The 24,920-nt window shown below is 69.3% G+C and carries 1 protein-coding gene (only partly in view); it reads left to right on the plus strand.

Annotated elements, in window-relative coordinates:
• On the plus strand, window positions 1-24,920 hold the 5' portion of the coding sequence (locus tag NX1_RS10075; protein WP_068056974.1) for a sigma factor-like helix-turn-helix DNA-binding protein. Its footprint extends 18,697 nt past the window's final position; only the first 24,920 of its 43,617 coding nucleotides appear in the window; it begins with the start codon at window positions 1-3; its stop codon lies beyond the right edge, outside the window.

A 24,920-nucleotide genomic window follows, 5' to 3' on the forward strand; every position in this document is an offset into this window, starting at 1 on the left:
ATGGGTTACTGGCATATCCCCGACGAGTTCGCCTGGGTCGGGTGGGTGGCGGGTGCGGAGATCACCCACATCGATCCCAACGACCTGGACGGGATCTCGGATGTGCTGCGTGAGGTCGGCCGGGAGATCCTCGAGCAGGCCATCGCCGAGGCCGATACCGCCAGCCAATCCGTCCGCGTGTCCTACCCGCAGGGCAGCGGCGGCGAGAAGATATTCGAATCGCTCCAGAGCGTAATCCACGGCCAAGACCCGAAACACGGCTCCATCGAGCTGATGGGCAAGTCCTTCGACCAGCTGGCCACCGCGGTCGACGACTTCACCGGCGAGGTCCACAGCAACCATTTGAGCGCGATCTTCGCGCTCGGCTGGCTGGTCATCGAGCTGGCCTGGGCGCTGGCCTCGGGCCCGGCCGCGCCCGCCGTCGAGGCCGGTGCGATCGCTGCCACCCGTGCCGCCTTCCGGGTGATCGGCGAGATTCTGGAGAGCGCGATCGCCCGGATCATCGGTCAGCGCTTCCTGTCCGAGGCGGCGCGCACCGTCATCGCCAAAGTCGTCTACGAGATGCTTCAAGAGGGTTTCGTCGAGGTCGTCCAGAGCACCATCGAGGAAGCCGCTACCCACTACATCCTCAAGGCGGAGGGCCTGAAGTCGCAGCCCTTCGACTGGGGCGGCTACCTGAAGAACGTCGGTGTCTCGTTCGCGGCGGGTGCGGCGGGCGGCGGCGCCGGTTATGGCATGGGCCACATCCCGGCGCTCAACCGGATGATGATGAGCGACAACCGGTGGACCCGCGCCATGGCCGGTGGGCTGGTCGGTATCGGCGCGGGTGTGGTCGGTGCGACGGCAGCGGGCCTGCTGACCGGTCAGTGGACTCTGGAGTCGTTCGTCGGTGGCGGCCTGTCGGGCGCGATTCCCTCCGGTGCGTCGAGTTTCCGGGGAAATCGGCAGTACGCGGGTGCGCCCAACGTCGGCGGCGGGAACTTCAACGGCGGAAACTTCAACGTGAACGCGCCGGACGGTACCGCGTCGCCGCCGGGCGGGCCGACCAACGGGACCGATCCGTCCAATTCCACTGGTTCCGGAAATAATTCGGGCGCGGGACAGAATGGGGCCGGAAGCCAGAACGGTGCCGGGAACCAGAATGGGGCCGGGAATCAGAACGGCGCCGGAAGCCAGAACGGTGCCGGAAACCAGAACGGTGCCGGGAACAACAGCCCGGGCACGAACGCCGCCGGTGCCAGCGATACCTCCGCGCCGCAGGCCGGGCAGCACACGAACGCGCCGCAGGCCAGCGCCGCTGACTCGGGCGCGGGCAACCAGCAGCAGACCGGCGCCGGGCCACAGGCGGGTCAGCCGAGCTCGCAAGCCGGTGCTGGCGACAGTAGCTCGTCGAATTCCGGTGGAAACCAGAGCAATTCGGCACCGCAGACGGGCGATTCGAGTCCGGCCGCCAGCAGTCCCACCTCCGGTGTTTCGGATCCCGGTGCTGGAGCCGCTGTTTCGGACCCAGGCGCAGGTGCTTCGGACCCGGGTGCGGGTGTTACGGATCCCGGTGCGGGGGCCGCGCAGGTCAGCCCGGTCACCGATCCGGGCGCGGTCAACAACTTCGCCGGTTCACCGCTGGGCGACCCCCAAATCGCAGGCATTTCGGGCGATCCCAACTCGAGCCTGAACACCGGCTCGAACACCAACGGGGCTGGAACGACGGCGCCGGGAGCACCCGCACCAGGAGCGACGACGGCGCCGAGTGCGAGCACGCCGACGCCGGGCGCGTCGATGAGCACGGGCGCGTCCAGTGTCGCGCCGGGCAGCTCGTCGTCCGCGCCGGGGTCCACCTCCACGTCTCCGGCAACTGGCCAGTCGAGCGCCGCCACCGGCCAGCCGGGCGCCGGGCGGCCGTCGACGCCCAACCTGCCCGGTACGCCCCGGGCCGGGGACACCTCCGTCGCCGGTTTCAACGACGGCACGTCCGACGTCGCCCCGAGTACCGACGCCGAGTCGCCCCCCGCGTCGCGCGCGGGCTCGTCCGCTCGGGCCGCGACCCCCGGCGCCGCCCCGGCCAGTCCGGTGCAGACGCAGATCTCGGATACCGAAGCGCCGCAACGGAATACCACCGTGGACTCGGCGAGCGACGCCGACACCCAGGTGCAGGTCACACCGGAGAGCGATCCGCAAATCGTCCAGGCGCGGACCGACAGCACCCTGGATCCGGCGACACAGAGCGACAGCGACGAGGATGCTCCCGCCCGTCCCCGCAGCGATCAGGATCCGGCGGCGCGGCCGCACAGCGACGAGGATGGTCCGGCGCGTCCCGATAGTGACGAGAGTGCGCCCGCGCGCCCGGACGGCGACGAGGATCCGGCGGCGCGTTCGGATGCCGACGAGGAATCCGCGCTGGTTGCTCCGCCGCCTCCGCCGCCCACTCCGGCGGCCCCGGCTCCGGCGCGCCCCAGTACCGATCCGGATGCGAGCACGGACCCCGACACGGACACCGATACCGACAGCGATCCGGAAACCCTTAACCAGCCCGATGATTCGGCGGGCCAGAATCCCGACACCGACGAGAACGCTCGCCCGCGTAGGGTGCCCGACGCCAGGCCACCGACCGACGCGGAAAAGCAGCAGGCCGCCGCGATCCTCGACAGCATGGAGGGCAAGCCGAAGCCCGCCGATTTCCAGCTCGACCCCAAGGCCACGAAGGCCGAGGCGGATGCTTTGGCGCGCAAGAACTCCGAGCGGTGGAACTCGCTCACACCAGAGCAGCAGCTGGTCCTGCTCCAAGTGCATCCGGCCAGCTTCGGCAACAATGCGCCGGGCATCCCCGCGCCGGATGTCGACATCGCCAACCGGATACAGATCGTCCGGGAGTCGCAGAGTCTGATCGCTCGCAGCGGGTTGACCGAAGACCAGCAGGCGCAAATGGTGCGTCTGCTGGCCGAGCAACAGCAGGCGGCGGCCGACTTGGCGCAGGCGAAAGCCGAGCAGCCGCGGGCGCGGACACAGGTGAATCCGGACAGCAGCCGGGCGGAGAAGGCGGCGGCACGCCGTCAGGCCGCCCAAGAACGAGCCGAAGCCAAACAGCGGATCAACGAAGCTCGCACAGAGGCCGCGAAGACGGTCAAGCGCGTCGAGAACGAGCTCAGGAGTCTGATTCAGCAAAGCAAGCTGGACTCCGCCTCGCACAAGCAGCTGGTAAACCTGCTGCGTACTCGAGAGGCGATTGCCATGGCGCAGGGGGTGGCCAGAACCGTCGCGCCGAATACGCCGGTGTACGTCATGGCCTTCGACTCCACCGCGTTCAACGGCAGCGGCCGGGCGGCCATCGCCATGGGCCACATCGACACCGCGACCCAGGTGTCCTGGCACGTCCCGGGCCGGGACGCGTCGCTGGCGAATATCGGCAGCACCGTGAACGAGATGGCCGGCCAGTATCAGGCAACCGCCGGTCGACTACGCCCTGGCGAGTCGGCGGCGTCGATCGCGTGGGTCGGTTACGGCACGCCGAACAAGGCCCAGTCCATGACCACCTGGCATGCGCGTCAGGGTGGCAAGCTGCTCGCCCGGGATCTGGCCGCCTTCAGCGCGACTCGAGCAGCGCTCAACGAGGGGCGGGTGGCGCAGGGGCAACCCGAGATCGCGGTCTCGAACAAGATCATCGCGCGCGGCTACGGCGTCGACGTGGTCGAATCGTCCGGCCACAAGGGGCGTTTGGAGCGCCTGGTCGACGACGTCGTGCTCATCGGTTTCTCCGGCGAAGAAGGCGAACCGCTGATCCGGGAGAAGCACTTCGGCGACGACGTCCGTGTGCACATCCAGGATCGCGCCAACGGCCTGTTCCACCGGTTCGACGCACCGGAGACCACCGGCCCGAAGCCGCCGGACAACGGCGTGCCGGTCGACCGCATGTACCGGCTGGAGAACATCGCCGCGGGCACCACCGAATTCCAAGCGCCCGACAACGAGTCGTTCCTGGACACCGATCGGCCCCCGCTGCGGGAGAACGGGTGTTCCGAGCAGGCGCTGTACCGGGCACGCCAGCGCACCGGTAACCCGGACATCACCGTGCCGACCGATGTCGGCCTGGACGGTGTGTCCGTGCGCCAGCTCGAAGAACACGCCGATTCCCAGGCGACCGAGGTCGAGGTCGGCAAGCGCAAGTCGCCGCACAAGGCGATCGCCGAGGCGCTGGACTTCATGAAGGGCAAGGCGACGGTCATCGTCGTCGACCAGAACCAAACGGTCGACGAGCACGGTGTCGGTGCGCACGCGTACGTCATGTACCACGACGCCGAGACCGGCAAGATCATGGTCGACGACCCGTACAAGTATCCGGACGGCCCGGTCGAGTTCGACCCCGGCAATCTCCCGGACGCGAAGAAGACCTGGGTCATGGTCTACGACGCGAACGGCAACTCCGTGCGCCCATTGGCGGCGCGCCCGCTCGCGGTGGGTGCCGCCACCCAGGACCACGACGATGACGATCGGAACCTGCCGCGGGTCGGCGACGATCAGGGCCGGCGGGATCCGATGCGCGACCTCCGGCGCTTCCTGGACGAACAGCGGCAGCAAGAGAATCAGCGCAGGAGCGAGGGAGAGCGCGGCGCCAACCAGTCTGCGCCGGAACCGGATTCGCAGCAGAACCCGGACCCGGGTGCCCAGCCTGATTCGGAGCCACAACAGACTCCGGACCCCGATGCCGAATCGGCGTCCGGTCCGCAGCTGATCCCGGCTCGCCAGACGACGCCGACGGGCGACCTGTCCTCGCTGACCGACGCCGACCGCGCCCGCCTGACCCGCCTCGCGCAGGCACTCGGACTCGGCGACTCGCTGCCGAGCCTCGCGGACCCGCGCCGCGTCCTCGCGGATCTGGCCCAAATGGCTTGGGCGCGTGGATTCCTCGACCCGACCCCGGTCACCGGGCACATGAACGAGCTCATGGGCCCGCCCGATTTCGCTCCATTGAGCATCGACGAGCAGCATCTGGGCGAGCGGTACTGGAACTACTCGCCGGACCCGAGCGACCCCGATTTCGCCCTGCAGCGCGACGAAGCTCACGCCCTGCCGGTTGTCGATCCCGATGCCCCGGCGCCCGCCATGCCGATCGCCGTGCCGGACGCGATCGCACCCGCGCTGGGTCCGGCGCAGGCCCGGCCTGACTCCCGGACCCCGCATCCGCTCGCGCCGCAGACGGCGCAGGCGCAGCTGCTGCGTCAGCTGAGCCTGAACGCCGACCAGGTGACCCAGGCGAATCTCGCGGAAACCATCGCGGAGCAGCGGTATCGGACCATGCTGCGTGCGGGCGCGATCGAGTCGCTCGCGTACGCCAAGGCCCGGCTGGATGCCGCCGTCGACCCGAACCAGCAGGCGGATCTCACCAAGATCGTCAACCAGTGGGCAGATCTGCTCCAGCTCTCGGACAGCGACCTGGCTGAGGGCCAGGTCGACACGACGCTGGAGCGGCTGCGTGACAACGTGCTGGCCCGCGTCGTCGCCCTGAACGATCTGGCCGATGTCGCCCAGGCGGTGCACGCGGTCGAGGGCCGGGCCACCCAGGTGGCCGAGGGCGAGACCCGCCGGTACACGGTGATGGTGGACGACCAGCGGGTGCCGGTGCTGCTGACCGCCGATGGTTCCGGAGGGTGGCGGGTGCGGCCCGCCGAGCCGCTGGCGCCGCCGCCGGTGCCGGGCTCATCGAGCGACCCCGGCGCGCAACCGCAGAGCCCGGGGAAGCGGGCGGTAAAGCTCCTGCGCACCCATCTCGGCAGCCACGGCACCGGCCGGCCGATCCAGTACGCGCTCGGTTCCGGGAACAACACCGATCTCTACAACGCGTTCGGCGCGGAGATCGAGTTGTTCTTCGGTGACGCGGCGGCCGATGTCAGTGGGTTCGACTGGGATCCGGCGTTCTTCGCGTTGCAGGCGTCGAAGCTGTGGAAGGGCCGCGAGGCGTTCTGGGCCATGGTCACCGGCAACTACTCGGCCAGTCCCCGGATCGGTGATCCGCAGGCGCCGGATCCGGTTTCGCCCGACGAGCGCGCCGGAATCGATGAGGACGTGGTGCCGCCGGTTCCGGACGCGGAACCGCAAGGCCCGGTACCCGATCCGGATCTGGCGCGCCGAGGCGCGGAACTCGGCGACGCCATCGCCGCACGCAATGCCGCCGGTATCGCGCTCTACGAGGGCGCGGACGCGCTGTCGCTATCGCTGGCCGATCTCGGCCCCGACGCGGTCCGCACCGCGGTCGGTGAGGCGAACTACCGGGCGATGCGGCAGGCCGCGGCGGCCGCGGCCTACGCGGAGGCCGCCACGCGGTTCCACAACGAGAACGAGCGCCTGGGCTATCTGCCGACCAACGACATGCGTCCCGATCCGCTCGAGCGCTATATGCGTGAGCAGTCCGTTGCGGCCGGCCTGCCCGGTGCGGACTCCGAAGCCAGTGGCGTCAACAACAATCCGACGCGGCTGAAGCTCTGGTGGGATCCGGAGGGCAACCCGAGCGCGGAGGCCCGCGAGGCGTTCCTCGAGGCGATGCAGCGCGAACAGGTGCGCGCCGAACTGGGCACATGGGCCAACCTGCTCGATGTCGATCCGGCCAAGCACAGCCCGGCCGATGTCGCCCGCGCGCTGACCGCGCTGCACGACCGTGCTGCCGAATTGGCACGACAGGCGACCGAATTCGCGCAGCTGGCAACCGCCTACACCGATGCCGACACCGAGTTCGCCCGGATCGCCGAGGAGATGGCGGCCGCGGCGGGGCACCGATGGTTGCTCGACCAGGGCGGCGACCTGCTGGATCCGGACAGCGCGCCGGGTATCGGCCTGCTGGACGGCAATCCGCAGCGACTGGTGGTGATCAACGACGGCGGCGATCACGACCAGCAGCTGGCCAACGCGCTCGCCGACCCGCGCAATACCGATATCGCGCAGATGCTGACCCAGGGCGAGCTGGAGCTCGAATACCGGGTCGCCTGGGCCGACCGCACCGGCGTCATCCATGTGGCCGAGGTGGACGCACCGCAGGTCCGGCATTTCTCCGGTGCTGCGGATGGTCGCGGGCTCGAGCTCACCATGGTCCGCGACAACGACGACAGCCCATGGCGCGTCATCCCCAGCGAAAGCGCGCTCACACAGCCGGACAACCGGATTCCGGTGCCCGACCCAGCCACGCTGTCGACCGCGGAGCTGGCGGCCCGCGTCGAGGACGCGGCGGCCCGGCAGGGTGTGCAGCTGGCCGATCTGGCCCCGGACCGCGTCGCGGACACCCTCGACGCGGCACGCGCCGCGAACCGGATGCGCGCGGTGCGGATCGAGGCCATGGCCGATCTGGCCCGTCTGCACGCGAACGTGGCCCGCTTCAACGCCTTCGAACGGGCGCTGCACGAAGCCGGGGTGAACCGGTCCGAGCTGCGCGGGCGCCCGCTGGCGGCGGTCGAGGAGCTGAAGCAGCGGCATCCCGAACGGGCGGCGAAGCTCGACGCGCTGGCCCGGCTGCTGAGCCAGGACCCCGACCTGGTCGATTTCGATCCGAACCTCTACGACGCGCAGGATCAGCTGCGGCCCGGCGGCTTGCCGATGCATCACGACACCCACGCTCAGGTGGGGTTGCTCGTCGACGATCTCGCGGACTTCCTGGCGCTGGCCAGGCACGGCCAGACCCTGCCCGGGCCGGAGCCCGGCATCCCGGACCCGGACGCCGACTGGGTGCACCTGCTCGGCATCGATGTGGACACCGCGACACCGTCCGAGCTGGAGTCGATCTACAAGAACTTCCGGGCGGGCCGGCTCGACGTGGCCACGCTGCGCACGCCGGAGCAGATCGCGGAGGCGCTGGCGGAGTTGCGTGCCGATGTCCGCCAAGACGCCGCCGATCTCGCCGCCCTGGCCGCGCTGGCCGAAACGTACTATCGACTGCCCACCGGCGGCGCCCTTATCAACCACTGTGTGCCAAGGGCTTTCGACCAGCTGGCCGTGCGGCACCCGAACGTGCTCGGCGGGTTCGCCGTCGATCCCGGCCGGATCAGCGGCGTGCCGTGGGGTGAGCTGTCGGACCACTTCGGCACCGCGCAGCCCGAGCCGTTCCTGCCGGGGGAGGAGGGCGGCGCACACGCCCGCCTGCTGACCACCTTGCGCGCGCAGGGCCAAGGCGCGTCGGCCGTGGTGATCGACCAGCGGACCACCGTCGACGACTACGGGGTCGGCGGCCACGCCTACACCGTGACCTACCTGGGTCGCGACGTCTTCGACGTGGACGGCCAGCGGGTTTTGCTCGCCGATATCGATGCCGAGGGCCAGGAGCAGCTGTTCGACCTCGGCCCCAATGGCGGCACCGATCCGCTGTCGCTGGCCGAATTGACCGGTGGCACACCGGCGGAGACCGCCGCCACCTGGGCGAGCGTCTTCCAGAACGACGCGCATGTCCCGGGTCTCGGCGACGAGGGTCCGATGCCGGACGCCGACCTGCGTATCGGCCAGGATCCGCCCGCGCCGCGCCGGCCCGAGGACCCGGTGCATCAGGCGGCACGGTTCTTCGACGAAACACCGAGCCTGCGCACGGAACCGGAGTCAGGGGCCGAGCCCTCCGCTGCGCATCTGGCCTACGCGCGAGACCTCGCCGAGCGCCTCGGTCTCGCGGATGCTCTCGGGGCACTGCCGGATCCGCAGTCCGCGCTGCAGGACCTGGCGCAGATGGCGCTGGCTCGCCGCTTCCTGGACGCTTCGCCGGATGGCCTGGCCGACCAGCACATGCTGTTCCCGACGAACTTCGACACGCTCACAGCGGACGAGCAGTTCCCCGGCGAGCACTACTGGCGCTACCCGTCCGATCCGTCCGATGCCGAGTTCCTCGCCCAGCGCGACGCGGCCGAGGCGTTCCAGCGGTCGATCGGACAGCCGCCGGAAACTCAACCGGCGCCGCCGATCCCGCTCGCGCACCCGGATGCCGTCGCGGGCCCGCTGGTCTCGCCGCCCGATCCAGCCGACCCGCCACGCCCGCTCACCATGGCGCAGGCTCAGCAGTCGCTCGCGGACCAGCTGAATCTCACTGCACAGCAGCGGGACCCGGCGAATCTCGCGAGCACCATCGCGCAGGAGCGCTATCGAATCCTGTTGCGCGCGGGTGCGATCGAAGCACTGGCGACCGCCGTGGGCAGACGCGATCTCGCGCTGGACCCGGATCAGCGGACCGAGATCGGCAAGATCGTCGAAGTCTGGGCCGACCTGCTCGCGATACCGAACAACGGCCTGGCGCCGGCGAACCTCACCGAGACCATGGAGCGGCTGCGGTCGGAAACGCTGGCCCGCGCGCAAGCGGTCGCGGATCTGGCCGATGTCACCCAGGTGCTGCAAGCGGGACGGACACCGGGCGGCCCGGTGCGGATCGACCTGGAGGTCGGCGGCGAACGAATCCCGGTTCAGCTGACCCCGGACGGTTCCGGCGGCTGGCGCGTCGAACCGGCCACCCGCCTGGCCGCGCCGGAGGTGCCCACCGCCGCGATCGTCAAGGCTCCGGAGGCCCATCCGGGTCTGCTCCAGACCCTGCGGGACCGGCAGGGTGTGGTCAACCCGCAGCATCCGCCGTCTGAGCTCGTGTCGGCGGGCCAGTCGTTCACGGTCCAGACTGTCGGTCACCTGGCCGACAGCGACTTCTGGGGAAACTTCGAGGCCAACCCCGCGGTCACCGCACGCGAGGTGGTCAACCTCAAGCGCAACTGGCCGAAGATCAAGGCATTCCTGCTCGGTCAGGTCACCTCCGCGGAATCGCACGGGCCCGTCTCGCGCACCGGCGATGTCTACGACTACGCCCGCGAGGACGGCGACCCGCAGAAGATCAGCGAGCACGAGGCCGAACTCCGCCGTCTCGGACTGGCCGGCCGCTTCCTCGCGGGGCCGCCGGTGCCGCAGGCACTGCTGGCGGCGCAGCCCGCGCCAGGCATCGACGCCTCGCTGGAGCCACCGGTCTCCGCCGACGCCGAGCACACCCCGTCGGTGCCGGCCCACGACGATCTCGCCGAATGGGGCCGTGAGGTCGCGCAGGCCGCGCAGGAGCTGGACACACAGGCGCGGGCGCTGCTGGCGCTCGCGGGCCCGCTCGGCATCGAGATACCGGATCTGAGCTCGGAATCGGTCCGTACCGCCGTCGCGCAGGCGCGGTATCTGCTGACCCGCGAGGGGGTTTCGGCAAAGGCGTTCGAGGCCGCGCTCGCCCGATACGACGCCGAGAACGCGGATATCCCGTTCCGGACCGATATCGATCTGTCGCATCTGCTGCCCGCCGCGGTCATCAACCGCCCGAGCCCGCTGGAGCGGTACGCGGCGGAGGTCGCCGCGGCGACGAGTGGACGCACCGGCACCCTGCGCTGGACGGGCGTCAACAACAACATGCAGGGCGGGCGCATGTGGTGGGATCTGTCGCACCGCGATACGCCGGAGGGCCGCAGGTTCTTCGAGGAGGCGCTGCGCCGCCACCACATCCGCACCGAGCTGGATCAGCGCGCGCACCTCCTAGGTGTCGACCCCGAGAACCCGAATGTTCTTGCGCAGTTGCAGACGCGGCTCACCGACCTGCAAGACGCCGTCACGGCTTTCCAGCGGCAGGCGCAGCAGTTCCTCGACGCCGACGACAATTTCGGCCAGCACGCCGAGGTGATGGCGAATATCGCGGGCAGCGAATGGATCCGGGTCAGCGGCGGGTTCCTGATCGATCCGGTCAACCATCCTGGCATCGGGCTGGCCGGGTCGCCGATGAAGCTGGTCGTCATCGACAACGCCATGAATCATGACGCGGCACTGGCGAAGGCGCTGGCCGATCCGGCGAATTCCGAGCTGGTGGAGCTGATCGACAACGGCAGCCTCGAGGTCGAGTACCGCGTGGCGTGGCCGCGCGAGGTCGGCGGTACGTGGCGGGTGGCAACGGCGGCGGTGGATTCCCCTGCGGTGCGCCATATCTCCGAAGACTTCGGCGGCCGGAACCTGACCGTCACCATGGTGCGCTACGAGGGTGGCCCCTGGCAGACGGTCACCGATCCGGCGCAGGCGGAGCCGAGCGGCCCGGCCCTGGACCTGTCCCGGATGTCGCGCGGCGAAATAGAGTCGGCGATCACGGAATTGGTGGGCCGCCTGCCGATCGGACGGGTCGATCTGACCCCGAGCCAGATCGACGCCACCCTGGAGCGGCTGCGTTTCGACAGCGAGGTGCGCGCCGCCCAGATCGAGGCGCTGGTCGAGTACGCGCGCACACTGCACGCCCTCGACGCCTACCACCAGCTCGACACCGCGCTGAACAAACTGGAGCTGTCGCGGGCCGACCTGGCGACCGACCCCAAGGCAACGCTGGAGGCGCTGAAGACCGCGAAACCCAAGCTGGCCAAACAGATCGACGCGCTCCTGACGAAGCTGGAAGCCGACCCGGAACTGTTCACCCGGGACCCGCGCGTGGCCGACGACATCGCCCCGATCAACCTGGCCGACGCCCCCGCACACCTGGCCGCCGTGATCGCCGACGTCGATCTGCTGCTCGTCCAACTGCAACTGGCCGGTCCCACCGCCGTGCCGGGAGTGCCGGTACCGGATCAGGATTGGGTGCGCCTGCACGGCGCCGACATCTACAACACCACCGACGCGCAGTACAAGGCGGCCTTCGGCAAGTTCAAGACCGAGAAGTTCGCTGACCTGTTCGTCCGCGACCCCGCCACATTGACCGCGCTGCACCAGGCGCTGCGCGCCGAGGTTCGCCAGACCGCCGCCGAGATCGAGGCCCTTTCGGCGTTGGCGACCTACTACACCAGCGAGATCGATCCCGCAGGCCCGGCGGCGATCAACACCTGTGTCTCCGACTCACTCAGCCGCGTCTTGGCTGATCAAGGCGATATCGTCGGTGTCCCGATTCCGGTGGCGAGCAACCTTTCCGGCCTCGAGTGGCAGGACGTGCGGCCGATGCTGCGCGGCGCCGAGCCGGGCGCGTTCGACAACGGTGACGCTCGCGGCCACGTGCGGCTGATCCAGGCGCTGCGTGAGCAGGGTGGCCCCGGTGCGATCGCCTGGGTGCTCGACCAGCGCTGGACCGTCGATCAGCACGGTGTCGGCGCGCACTCCTACACCGTGAAGTTCCTGGGCGGCAACCAGTTCGAGATCGATGGCCGACGGGTGACCTACGACGAGATCGGCTCCAAGCGCAGCAATCTGGAATGGTTCGTCGCCCCAGACGGGACCCGGGTCTCGCTGGCCGAGCTGACCGGCGGCAGCCGGTACGAGACCGCCACCACCTGGGCGGTGGCCTGGAAGGGCGGACAGCAGGTGGCGAACTTCGGCGACCTCGCCGCCGCGCTGCCCGCCGCCGATCTCGCCATCGGCCAGACGCCGGACCCGAACGCCCCGATTCCCGCGCATCGGCAGCCACCGGCCAACGCGCCACCCAGCCCGGCGGCCGAGGTGGCCCGGTTGCGCGCCGAGATGGCCGCCGCGGTGGCGGGCGAAGCCGACCTGCGCGCCGAGATCGCGGATCTGCGGCAGCAGGCCATGGCCGCGCAGAACGCCGGGGATCGCGAGCTGGCCAGTAGCTTGGCGGCCGACATCGAGCAGCTCGTGACGGACGCCGGGGCGGCAGAGGTAGCGCGGGCCGCGGCGGTCGAGGTGTGGCAAACCTCGATCACGCAGTCGGACAACGATCTGCAAGCCCGCATCGAGGCGCTCGAGGCCCAGCTCGCCGCCCACTTGGGCGGCGACACCGAGATCGCGCAGTTCCGCTCCGATATCGACCTCGTGGACAACCTCGAGGCCGCGTTCCAGCTGCGGGACCGTATCGAGACCGCCGAGCAGGTTCAGCAGACGCTGGAAGCGCAGATCGAACGTGGCAAGGCGTTGCAGGACAAGCTGCGTGCGGGCATCGCGCTGCTCGAGGCCGACACGGTCGACACTCCGGAAGCGGAGCAGGCCCGGAACCAGGATCTGGCCGCCGCTCGCGCCGAACTCCGGCAGGCCACGCACGCACTCAGCGAGATGGAGCGCTCGCTGGAACTGCTGCGGCAGAAGCTGCCGCCGGGCGATCTGACCATGCTGAAATCCGCGCTGACGACGGAGATCATCTCCGCCACCAACGCGCGGGCCGCGCTCGCCCAGGTATTCCAGATCAGCGATATGGACCACCTGAACCCGCGGTACCCGGGACAGCGGGAACCCGGCGCGGAGCTGGTGCAGCAGTTGCGCGAGGTCGCCAAGCAGCTCGCCGACGCGCAAACGCGACGAAGCGAGCTCGCCGAGCGGCAGGCCGCGCTGGACGCGATGAACGACCTCGGCCTGCTGCCGATCTCGGACCGGGTCGGCGTGCGGCCGGCCGCGCAGCCCACTGGGCTGTTCGGGGACAGCGAGATCGTGGTCGTCGGTACCGACACCGACGTCAACGACTACCGGCAGGCGCTGCGAGCCACGCTATCGGCGCGAACCGACCTGAATCTGTTGCTGGGCATGGCGAAGTCGGACACCACGCCGCTCACCGTGCGGTTCACTCAGGTACAGCTCGACGCGCAGGGCCACTACCAGAGCACCGTCGATCTGCCGTCCACCGATGCGGAACCCACCCAGCGCGCGGGCGCCTGGGATCCGGCCAAGCATCCGCGTAAGTGGGAGAAGGAGAAGTGGACCGACCCGCAGCCGCCGTTCTTGTTCAAGGTGTCGATGATTCCGAGCTTCGACAAGATCATGGCGGGGTTGCACGAGTTCGAGCCGGGTGAGGTTCCGGCGTTCCTGTTCCCGCAGAACTTGCCGTTCTCGAAGACGATCTACAACGTGCCCGATGGCGTGAACGCCTGGAGCTCGGACGTCGGCCTCAACCTGTTCCACCTGCGCATCCTCGCGCTGGGCGTCCTGGACCGGATCCCGGGCCATACGTGGACGAAGAATCTGATCCAGAACCGGCCCTGGATCGGCAAATTCGTCCTCTCGGCCACCCGGTGGCTGCCCGCGAACACCGCGCACGGGCAGTCGGTCCCACTGCCGCTGTCGGTGGACTTCGTGAACCGGTATCCGCATGTGGCCCAGGCCATGGCCGATGTGACGCAATGGATTCCGGCGGTGCGCAACGGGCGCTGGATCCACCTGATCCCGGTGGTGCGCGGCACCCGCACCTACGCCTGGCTCGACACCAGCCAGCCCGATCCGCAGCCGCTGCACAACACGGAACTGGCGCCGCCGCAGCTGAATTCGGAACAGGCTCGGCTGGACGGTGCGCACACGCTGCCCTACACCGGCGAGAGCGTCGAGATTCCGGAGACGCTGCGGCAGCGCTGGGCCGGCAACGAAGCCGAACGAGCCGAGCTGCGGGAGCGGACCGAGGCCGCCTACGAGGGTTTCGAGCACAACCGGATCTTCGAGGCGGACAGCAACCTGGCGCGGATCGCCGACCACGCCCTCGCCGATCCGGACCGCTACTCCGGCGGCGACCCGAAGCGCTGGGTGCGCGGCAAGGGCAATGCCTGGGTGCGCGACCCCGGCGGTTCGACCATGGCCAAGCACGGCGACGGCTCGACCTGGCTCAAAGACCACGCGGGCAACCTGCGTTCCCGCGACGACGTCATCGAGACACTGCGCCAGGTGCGCGACTACCTGCTGCGCAACACCGAGATCCCGCAGAACGCCGACATCGCCGCCATGTGGCAGCGGCTGCTGTCCAACCAGGCGGTGCGCGAGGACATCGTCGGGATCGAGGCCGCGCTCGCCTCGATCGAGTTCATCGCGCAGCATCCGGGCGCTTCCGTGCAACAGGCGACGGCGGCGGCGAAAGCCGCTGGTTACGACTGGGATCAGCGCCCGCACCACCCGCGCGAGCGCACCCTGTGGCAGCGCCTGACCGGCGCGCGCCCGACACCGCTCGGGTTCACCTCCGAGATCGACCCGATGGCCAACGATCCGGCGCGCACCCGCCGGTTCGGCAGCACGCTGTACTACGGTGTGCAGGGGCTCGGCCATATCCGAGATCAGGTGTCCGCCATCATGTCCGGCTGGCCGGCCGCGAAAGTCGAGACGGCACTGGACGAGGTGACCGATCTCGTCGCCTTGGCGACGCAATCCCACGAGGGTGATCACGGCATCGCCCGCGGCGGTGTGCATGTCTCGGCGCGGGTGACCGGAGAACCCGGTCTCGGCGTGCTCGAGGTGAAGATCGTCTCCGACGGCGACGGCACCCTCGGCCCGCAGCGCTACCTGCTCGACGAGCACGACAACAACTGCGTCCAGCTGGCGGGCGAGCACGTCAACGCCGCCCAGGGCGGTGTCGTCACAGATGCGGATCTGCTGGCGCCGTCGACGCTGGCCGGTGTGCGATTCGGTGACCTGGTCCCGGCGCTCGACGGCGCGCCGCTCCAGGGTTTCACCACCACCGCCCAGACCAGCGGCCACGCCCGCTTGGTCCAGGGCCTGATCAACGCGGGCCCCGGAACCACCGCCTACGTCATCGAACAGCGCGGCACCCCGGACCGGCACGGTGCCATCGGTCACGCCATGTCGCTGCACTACGTCGGCGAGGAAAACGGCAGCCACGTCTTCGAACTCAACGGCGAGCGGGTCACGCTGAACCGGGTCGAGAACGGCCGCGAATACTTCGACGCCCCAGTGGCGGCCCTGCCGAGCGGCCGACCCCAGCAGGTCTCCCTGGCCGATCTCGCTGGCGGCACCCGCGAGGGCACGGTCGCCCTGTGGGCCACCGCCTACCAGAGCCAGCAGGCCATCGTCCTCGACACCGGCGACGTCAACGCGCCGCGGCCCGGCGACGAGGTCTACATCGGCTCGGATCCGGCCGACCGATCAGGTGATTCGCAGGACGCGCAGCAGTCCGACACCGAGCAGGACAGCGACGAGGCTACGGCCGAACCCGCGCAGCAGGCGCCACCGGAGGGGTGGATTCTGTCCTCGGAGATGCCCCGTACCGCGATAACGGTGACGCGTGAGCTCATGATCGAGGGCCAGTCCGCGGTGCTGGCGGATCCGAGCCGGGCGCGGGAAATCATCGCCGAGATCGGCGAGCGGTTCCTGGTGTCGAACGCGCCGGTGAAGGTGAACGGGCCGGAGCGACTCATCCGGGACATCTTCCCACCGCAAGAGCTTGCGTATCTTCGGTATTCGCTGGAGCGGTCGATCGCCTCCGGGGTGCTGCAATACAAGCTGACCCAGACCGCGTTGCAGCAGATGATGGCGCATCCGGAGCGAATCGCCGTCGCGGTGCGTAGCGACTACACGACCACCGAGCCGGACTACTACGCCTCCACCCTGCGCGAGGACTACGTGATGGTCGGCCAGGACGGCTACCCGCGCGATTCCGGAATGCACGCGTTCATGCAGGCCGCGGTCGAGCATCTGACCGCGACGTGGCCGCTGATGTCAGATCCGGTGTGGACTGAGCTCGCCGCGATCAAGGAAGAACGGTCCGCCGACCGCAAACCGCTGCTGGAGGCGATCCCGGCGAATCGGCGCCAAGAGCTGGATCTGCCCGCGCATTCGGTCGGTGTGTACAACGCGCAGGGCGACAAGACGGTGCTCAGCGCGGCGACCAATATGGAGAGCATCGCGCTGGTGCTGCGCGGGTTCCTGACGAGTCTGTCCGAGCACGCGGATGTGATCGCGGGTTGGTCGTGGGCGAGCATTCAGCATGCTTTGTTCCAGTTCACCAGCCAGTTCAGCGTGATGGCCGGTGTCACCTTCAGCACTCTGGGCATGTTCACCGCGCCGCGGAACCCACCGCAGTTCGCCATCGAGTTCGATATCCCGAACCAGAAGATCACCAAGGTGCGGATTACCGGCGAAACCATGACGACTCGCCGTGACACCCGCAACGGCGTGTGCCCGGGCTTCGTCGGGATCAAGCCGGACGGCCAGGCCGTCGAACCGATCGAACAGCTCCAGCAGTCCTTCGACGAGCGCGAGATTCCGACGAAGGGCCACAGCTCGGGCTCCAATATCGCCATGCGACTCGGCGGTTTCCTGCTGCCGCTGCTCGGCCGGGACTACCCCGCGCTGCGGGTGCTCGTGAATCCGGCGCTCAGCGAGTACAACACCGGCATCAACACCTGCTTCGTGGATTCGATGACGCGGGTGGCCGACGACCAGAACACGCCGGGGCGGCCGAACGTCGTCACCGTGCCCGCGCTGGATACCCGTAACCTGTCGGGCATCTCGTGGTCCGATGCGCAGCCGAGCCTGCACGGCGCCGTGGCCGAAGGTTTCGACCACCCCGGCATGTCGGCGCACGCCAACCTGATCGACGGTTTGATGCATCGCGCCGGGCCCGGGTCGATCGCCTGGGTGCTAGATCAGCGCACGACCGAGGATCGCCATGGCGTGGGCGCTCACTCCTACGCGGTGAAGTACCTGGGCGAGAACAACTTCGAGGTCGACGGCGTTCCGGTCACCTACCAGCACACCGACGATCACGGAGTGGCCTGGTTCACCACTCCGGCCGGTGACAGCGTCACGCTGCTCGACCTGACCCATGCCACCCCCGAGGAAACCGGGAGCACCTGGGCGGTGGTCTGGCGTGATGGCGAAGTCGTCGAGAACGTCGGCGATCGCACTGCCGCGCAGCCCGACGCCGATCTGCGAATCGGTCAGACGCCGGAACAGAACTCGCCTGTCCCCGCGCATCGGCAGCCGCCCGCGCACGCGCCGCCGCCCGCGCAGATCGCCGCGTTGCGTGCCGAGATGTCCGACGCCCTGGCTCGCGAGACCGAGGCCCGCGCGGAATCGATGCGTTTGGCGGCGCAGTCGCGGGAGGCGATCGAGGCTGGTCGTCCTGGGGACGCGCAGGCCCTGTCGACGCAGGCCGAACAGCTCACCGAGACAGCGGAACTCGCGAAGACGGAGGCCGAAGCGGCCCGCACCGCCGCGGTGCAGGCGCACGAGGACGCGCTGAACCGGACAGAGGCGCAGACGCGGGCGCGGCTGACGGAACTGGGGACGCAGGCCGCCGCCTTGCAGGCGCAGCTGGACGGCGAGCTGGGCGGCGAGACCGAAAGTGCGCAGTTCCGCGAGGATCTGGAGCTGGTCGACAACCTCACCGCGGCGTTCGAGCTCCGCGATCGGGTGGATCTGGCCCAGCAGCTCGACCGCGCCCTCGACGAGCAGATCACCCGCGGCCAGGGCACGGCGCAGACGCTGCGCGAGGCCATCCGCGATCTCGAAGCGGAACCCGTTGACACGCGGGCTTCCTCGCGCGCCAAGCAGGCCGATCTGGCCGTGCTGCGGCTGAAGTTGCGCGACGCGCTGCACGCGCTGGCACAGCTGGAAGCCGCGCAGACGATGCTGCACGAAAAGACCCCGCCCGGCCCGCTGATCGAGATGCGCGCCGCGCTGACCCAGGAGATCCTGGCGGGCACCAGGTCACGCAACGCCCTGGCCGACGTCTTCCAGATCGTCGACGACAACCAGCTGAATCCGGAATACCAGGGTCCGCTGGAGCCGGGTACCCAGCAGATCCAGCAGCTGCGCGCGCTGATCAACCAGATGCAGGAGCTGGAAGCCGAACAGAATCAGCTCACCGAGTATCTCGACAAGCAGATCGCCGAGCGGCGGTCCGCGCTGGCCGCGCTGGACGAGCTGGGCATGCTGCCGATTTCCGATCGGGTGGGTGTGCGGCCGTCGCTCAGCCCCACGGCTCCGAACTCGCAGACGGTGGTTGTCGGCACCGACACCGATGTCAACGACTACCGCCAGGCCCTGTCCGCGGCGCTGCCGCCGCAGACCGACGTGAGTCTGCTGCTCGACATGGCGAAATCGTCGGTAATTCCGGTGAACGTACAGTTCCGTCAGGTCGAGGTCGACGCCGACGGTGGGTACCAGCGGTCGGTGGCGTTGCCGTCCACCGACGCCGAACTCACCGCGCGGGCCGGTTCATGGGATCCGGGCAAGCATCCGCGTAAGTGGGAGAAGGAGAAGTGGACCGACCCGCAGCCGCCGTTCTTGTTCAAGGTGTCGATGATTCCGACTTTCGACAAGATCATGGCGGGGTTGCACGAGTTCGAGCCGGGTGAGGTTCCGGCGTTCCTGTTCCCGCAGAACTTGCCGTTCTCGAAGACGATCTACAACGTGCCCGATGGCGTGAACGCCTGGAGTTCGGACGTCGGCCTCGACATGTTCCACGCCCGCATCCTGGTCATCGGCATCCTCCAGCGGATACCGACCCATCCGTGGGCGAAGAACCTGATCCAGAACCGTCCCTGGATCGGCCGGACGATCCTGCGCACCACCCAGTGGCTGCCCGCGAATACCGCGCACGGGCAGTCGATCCCACTGCCGCTGTCGGTGGACTTCGTGAACCGGCATCCGCATGTGGCCCAGGCCATGGCCGATGTGACGCAATGGATTCCGGCCGTGCGCGACGGCAAGTGGATCCATTTGATCCCGGTGCTGCGCGGCACCCGCACCTACGCCTGGTTCAACGACGGTCAGCCCGACCCGCAGGCGCTGCACCGCGAGGAGCTGGCGCCGCTCGCGCTGAACTCCGAGCAGGCGCGTCTGGACGGCACGACCGCATACCCGTACACCGGCGAGAGCGTCGACATCCCGGAGTCGCTCGCCGCCGAGTGGCGCGCCAATGACCTCGCGCGCCAGCGGATTCAGCAGGAGACCGACGCCGCCTACGCGGAGTTCGAACACAATCGCGTGCACGAGCACGACAGCCTGCTAGCCAAGATCGTCGACAACGCGCTCGCAGACCCTGACACCTACTCCGGCGGCGACCCCAAGCGCTGGGTGCGCGGCCCGGGCAAGGCCTGGGTGCGCGATCCCAAGGGCGCGCACATGCCCAAGCGGTCCGACGGCTCGACCTGGCTGCGTGATCACGCGGGCAACACCCGCACCCCCGACGAGGTGGTGCGGAACCTGAACCGGGCGCGCGACTACCTGCTGCGCAATTCCGAGGTCAACCAGATCGCCGACGTCGTCGCGATGTGGAACCGGCTGATCGCAGGACACCCGGTGCGCGAGGACATCATCGCGCTCGAGGGCGCGCTGTTCGAAGCGGAGTTCCAGGCGCGCAATCCGAAGGCGACCGGGCATCAGGCGCATGCGGCCGCCAAGGCCGCAGGCTACGACTGGGACGCCAACCGCCCACATCTGCCCGGCAAGCGCACGCTGTGGCAGCGGCTCACGGGCCGCCGCGCCGACCCGCTCGACTTCACCTCCGGGCTGGACCCGAACGTCAACGATCCGGCGCGCACCCGCCAGTTCGCGCTCCCGCTGTACTACGGCGTGCAAGGCCTGGACGGGGTGGACAGCAGGCTGCGCGCGGTCATGGGCGGCTGGCCCGCGGCCAAGGTCGACCAGGCGCTCGCCGAGGTGAAGGACATCGTCCACCGGGCCACCCGGTCCTTCACGACCAACGACCACGATCTGGCCCGCGGCGGCGTGCACGTCTCGGCGCGTATCACCGGCAGTCCCGGCGAGCAGGTGCTGGCGGTCACCGTCGAGGTGGACGGTGACGGCGCCTTCCCGCGCACCCGGTACTACCTCGATCAGCACGACAACGACTGCGTGCCGGTCGCCGCGCGGTTCGTCAACGAGGCGCAGGGCGCCACTGTCACCGACGCCGACCTGCTCGAGCCCTCGCTGGCGGGTGTGCTGTGGAGCGATATCGTCCCCGAGCTCAACGGCGCACCGGTTCAGGGCTTCGTCAGCGACGCCGACTCCACCGCCCACGCCCGCCTCGTCCGCGGTCTGCTCGACTCGGGCCCCGGTACCACCGCCTACCTCTTCGAACAGCGCGCCACCGCCGACCGCCACGGCGCCATGGGCCACGCAGTCGCCCTCACCTACATCGGCGAAAAGGCCGACGGGACACACACTTTCGAACTGAACGGGCAGCCGGTCGTCCTGAACCGGGTCGACCCGAACGGCCGCGAATGGTTCCAACGCCCGGCCCCCACCGGTACCCCCCAACTCACCACCGGAACCCCCACCACCACAACTGAAGTGTCGCTGGCCCACCTAACCGGCAGCAGCACCGACCAAACCACCGCCCTGTGGGCCACGGTGTACAAGGACGGGCAGGCCATCCTGCTGCCCCCTGAGTTCGCCGACCCGAACGCGGCACCGCCCGCCGACGATGTCTCCTTCGGGACGAGTTCCTCTGTCGACGCCTTGATCGCGGCCAACTTGGCCGCGCTCGGTATCGACACCGAGGCAGGGCGGCTGCTCGAGGCGGGGCTACTGCTCGAGGAGCGGTATCTCACCATTGCCGTGATCGCCGAGCAGCCACAGCCGGAAATCGCGCTCGGCGAGCGCAGGTGGGCCGGGCACCTGGCTGCCAGGCTGGTCGCCCGGCAGCACGGGGACCAGGAGCTGACCGTCGACTTCATTCGCGCGATGCACGACCAGTTGACGATGTCGGCACCGCCGGAAATGGAGTTCGGTGCCCCGACACCGCGGATGGGTGTGCTGTCGACGCCACTGACCGCGGACCAGATCGCCACCATCGAGGCGAACCCGCTGCTGTCCTACATGCCGCCGCCCGCCGGGCCCGGCGAACACGGCGTGATCGTTTACCCGAACTACGCGTCGCAGGCGGAGGTCGACCAGGCCCTACAGGAATTGTGTGACTGGTACAACGCGGCCCGGCGTGGATCCGAGTACGACCCCTTCGAGCTCGCCGCGGAGCTGCAGCGCAGGTTCGTGTCGCTGCACCCACTCGACTTCAACGGCCGCGCGTCGCGCATCCTGATGAACTGGTCGTTGGAGCAGAATGGTCAATTCCCCAGCGCGGTCCGCGAATTCGATGCACTGCACCTCCCTGCGGCGGATTGGGTGGCAGCGGTCCGGGAGGGCAGCGCCCGGTATGCCGAATGGCTGGCGAATCTCGCCGAGCACGGACCCGGTATCGACCCCGTGGATCTGTTCGGGCTCCAGGCGGAGCAACAGCGCTATCGTGAAGTCGGCGGGGAAAAGGCACCTTTCGCTCCCGGCCAGCCGCGCAATCGCGCGAAGTATGAGCAGTTGCTGGAAGCGGTCACCTCGCCGGAGGCATCGGCGCCATCGGCCCCTGTTCTCATCGACCCACCGGACCCGGCCACGGCAGATATGGCCGCGCTCCAAGCGTGGGCAAGTTCCTACGACGATCCCCAACTTCGGTACTTCCTGGCGCAGCAGCACGAGGCCGTGGCCGCGCTGCTCGCCGATCCGGCCTCGCCTGCCGCCGACTCGATCGGGCCGCGACGCGAGCTGGAAGCCACTGTGCGAGAAGGACTCTCGCGGGTACTAAAGACGATGGGACGCCCAGGACCGGTGCCCGCGGATGCCGCCGCTCTGGCTGCGCTGGCGCAAGAACTTGTCGACACCCACCCCGCGGCGGCGGACCTGGCTGCCGCCGCGCGCACCTTGGCCGGCGTCGTCGGCGCTGAGGCCGACGTTTATCTGCCGCTCGCACAGCAGGATCTGGCCCGCGCCCTGGGCGTTGAACCGGAGCTGATGCAGCGACCCGGCCTGCTGCGCCAAGCCGTCGATGTCGTGCAGGGGCAGTTGCGTGCGCTGGATGCCGCGGCATGGCAGCGGGCGGTGGACGCAGGTCGGTTGCCGGAATTGCAGCAGTGGATCGGTCGGCGCATGACCTGGGACGACGCCACCCAGTTGCTTCAGGCCGGGGAACTGCGGACCGGGTCGGTCGACGCGGTGGCCAGGCAGCGCCAACGGGACATCCATGCGGTGTTGGAGCAGGAGCTGGCCGAGCTACTCGCGGTGGATGAGCTGAGCGGCTCCTCCGCGCAGGCCGACGCCGATCCCGTGGCCGAGTTGCGCCGCGTCGCGACGGCGATCGGCTCACCGGAGTTCGCCGCGTTCGTCGACCTATGTGCTGAGGTCTTGCCGCCGAGCCCGCCGGCCGAACTGGACCCTGATACCCAGCTGGCAGCGGCCCGGGAGAACCTGGCCGAGATGGCCGGGCTGCTGTCGGTCGATCCAGCCGAACTGACCGCGAATTCGCCCCGACCGGCCGGACCGATCGCGGATTCGCCACGCCTGGCCGAGTTGCGCGCCGAATGCGCTCGCCTCGCCGACGCGCTGGCGCAGGCGCTGGACTCCCCGGTCGCCGAGCTGGAAACCGTACTGGAACAACGGGACCTGTCCGGCGACCCGGATACCGCCCCCGAGACGCTCGCCCTGTACACCGACTGGCTGACCCACGCCGGGGTCCTGGAAGCCGCCGACCTCTACAACAGCCTGCTCGGCAACGCCGAGACCACGCCGCCTGATGCCGCGCCGACCCCGGCGCAGGTGGACTCCGCCGAGCATGACAACGCGCTGCTCGACGCCGCGACCCCGCCCAGCAGGCCGACCTACGAGATCGCCGAACTGAACGCCGATTTCACGGCCAGCCTGCCGTCGGTTGCGAGCGTTGTGTACACCGGACTCGCATTCGACGCGGATGGGCGATTGATCGATCCGGAGACCGGTCAGCGGTACAACAGCCACGCGACCGGTGACCGGTTCATCATCGGCGCCACGCCGGGCGAGATCCGGACCGCGAGCGCTGCCACGCATTACGAACTGTTCCGCACGCTCGGCGATCCCGCCGCCGGACCCGCGGGCTTCGGCGTCTGGCACATCGTCGACGGCCGGATCACCAAGATCGAGCCCTACACCCAGGCATTCTCCAACTCCAACACGGACCCGAAGTTCACCGCGCAATTGCGCTACGAACTGACCAGGCTCGGTGTCGACCTGTCCGGCGTCGATTTCAACGCGGAGAACCAGGGCGCGGTCTGGATCGGCACGGACGGTCCAACCGTCGACGCCCTGATCGGCGGCGACATATCAACGGCGACAGCACTGTTCGCCGGATATGGGGACAGTTTCTGGACGAACGTCACCGAGGTCACGCGGACCGCCGAGGGCGTGAACGTGACAGTGCGCCTGTCTCCGGTGCGCGGCGAACCCGGACAGGTCACCCTGTCGATCACTCCGAACGGTGCTCGGCTGACCAACATCGATCTCGGTCCGGAGCCAGTGCGGACCGGTATCGCGCTGCACCGCCTGCACCACCAGGTATCCGGTTGGCTCGCCGCGTCGAGCGTGGCCTGGTCCGCCGATACCGCGACGCAACTTGCCGGGATTCCCGGCGCGGAACTCGCCGCCGCGGAGCTCGCTCGGTCGACCCCGTCGGCTGTCACCGATACCGCGCGATCGCTGCCGAGTGACCCGGCCCTGGCCCGCGCCCAACTGGACCGGGTCCGCGCGAACCGCGACGACCTGGCCGAGGCAATAGAAGTGGATCCCGGCGATCTCGGCCCGGACTCGCCCGTGCTCAGGGGGCTGCGCACCGAACGCGACGAAGCCGCCGCGGTCTTGGCCTCGGTACTCGAAATCGACATCGCGCGAGTGGATTCGACACGTGTCGAGCGGTTGTTGATGGGCCGGTCCAACCCCGACAGCGACGAAGCCGCCGAGCGCTTCCTGGAACTCGACGCGTTGGTCGACGCCGCCGACGACACCAACCGCCGCATCGTGGCGCTGGCCGAGCTGGAATCGTCGGCTCCGGAATCGCCCGCGCCACCACAGCATCCGGCATCGGCGGCGCAGCCGGTCACCGACGCCGATGCACTGGACCGTCCGGTACGCAAGCCGCGAAAGGGCCGCGACCCTGGGACGTTCTTCGCCTTCGATCCCGAAATCGGCCCGGAGACGCATGCGCACCGCGCGCCGGGCGGCGGAAAGCCGAAGGGCGCAGGCAATGTCGTGCGCGACGTGCTGCGCGCGTTCGTCCCGGATTTCGAACCGGGCCGCGACTTCGACGCCGCTACCCGAACCCAACGTGCCGCGCACGGCGTGGTGGACTACCTCGCGGGCTTCTGGGAGAGCTCGGATTTCGTCGCGTCCTCGCTCTTCCGGCCCATCGACGCGGCGGTGTTGGATCAGGTCGCGGCGATCGAGTCACAGCGGCTGCGTCAGCTGCT

It is taken from the genome of Nocardia xishanensis NBRC 101358 (assembly GCF_001613365.1).
Taxonomy (GTDB): domain Bacteria; phylum Actinomycetota; class Actinomycetes; order Mycobacteriales; family Mycobacteriaceae; genus Nocardia; species Nocardia xishanensis.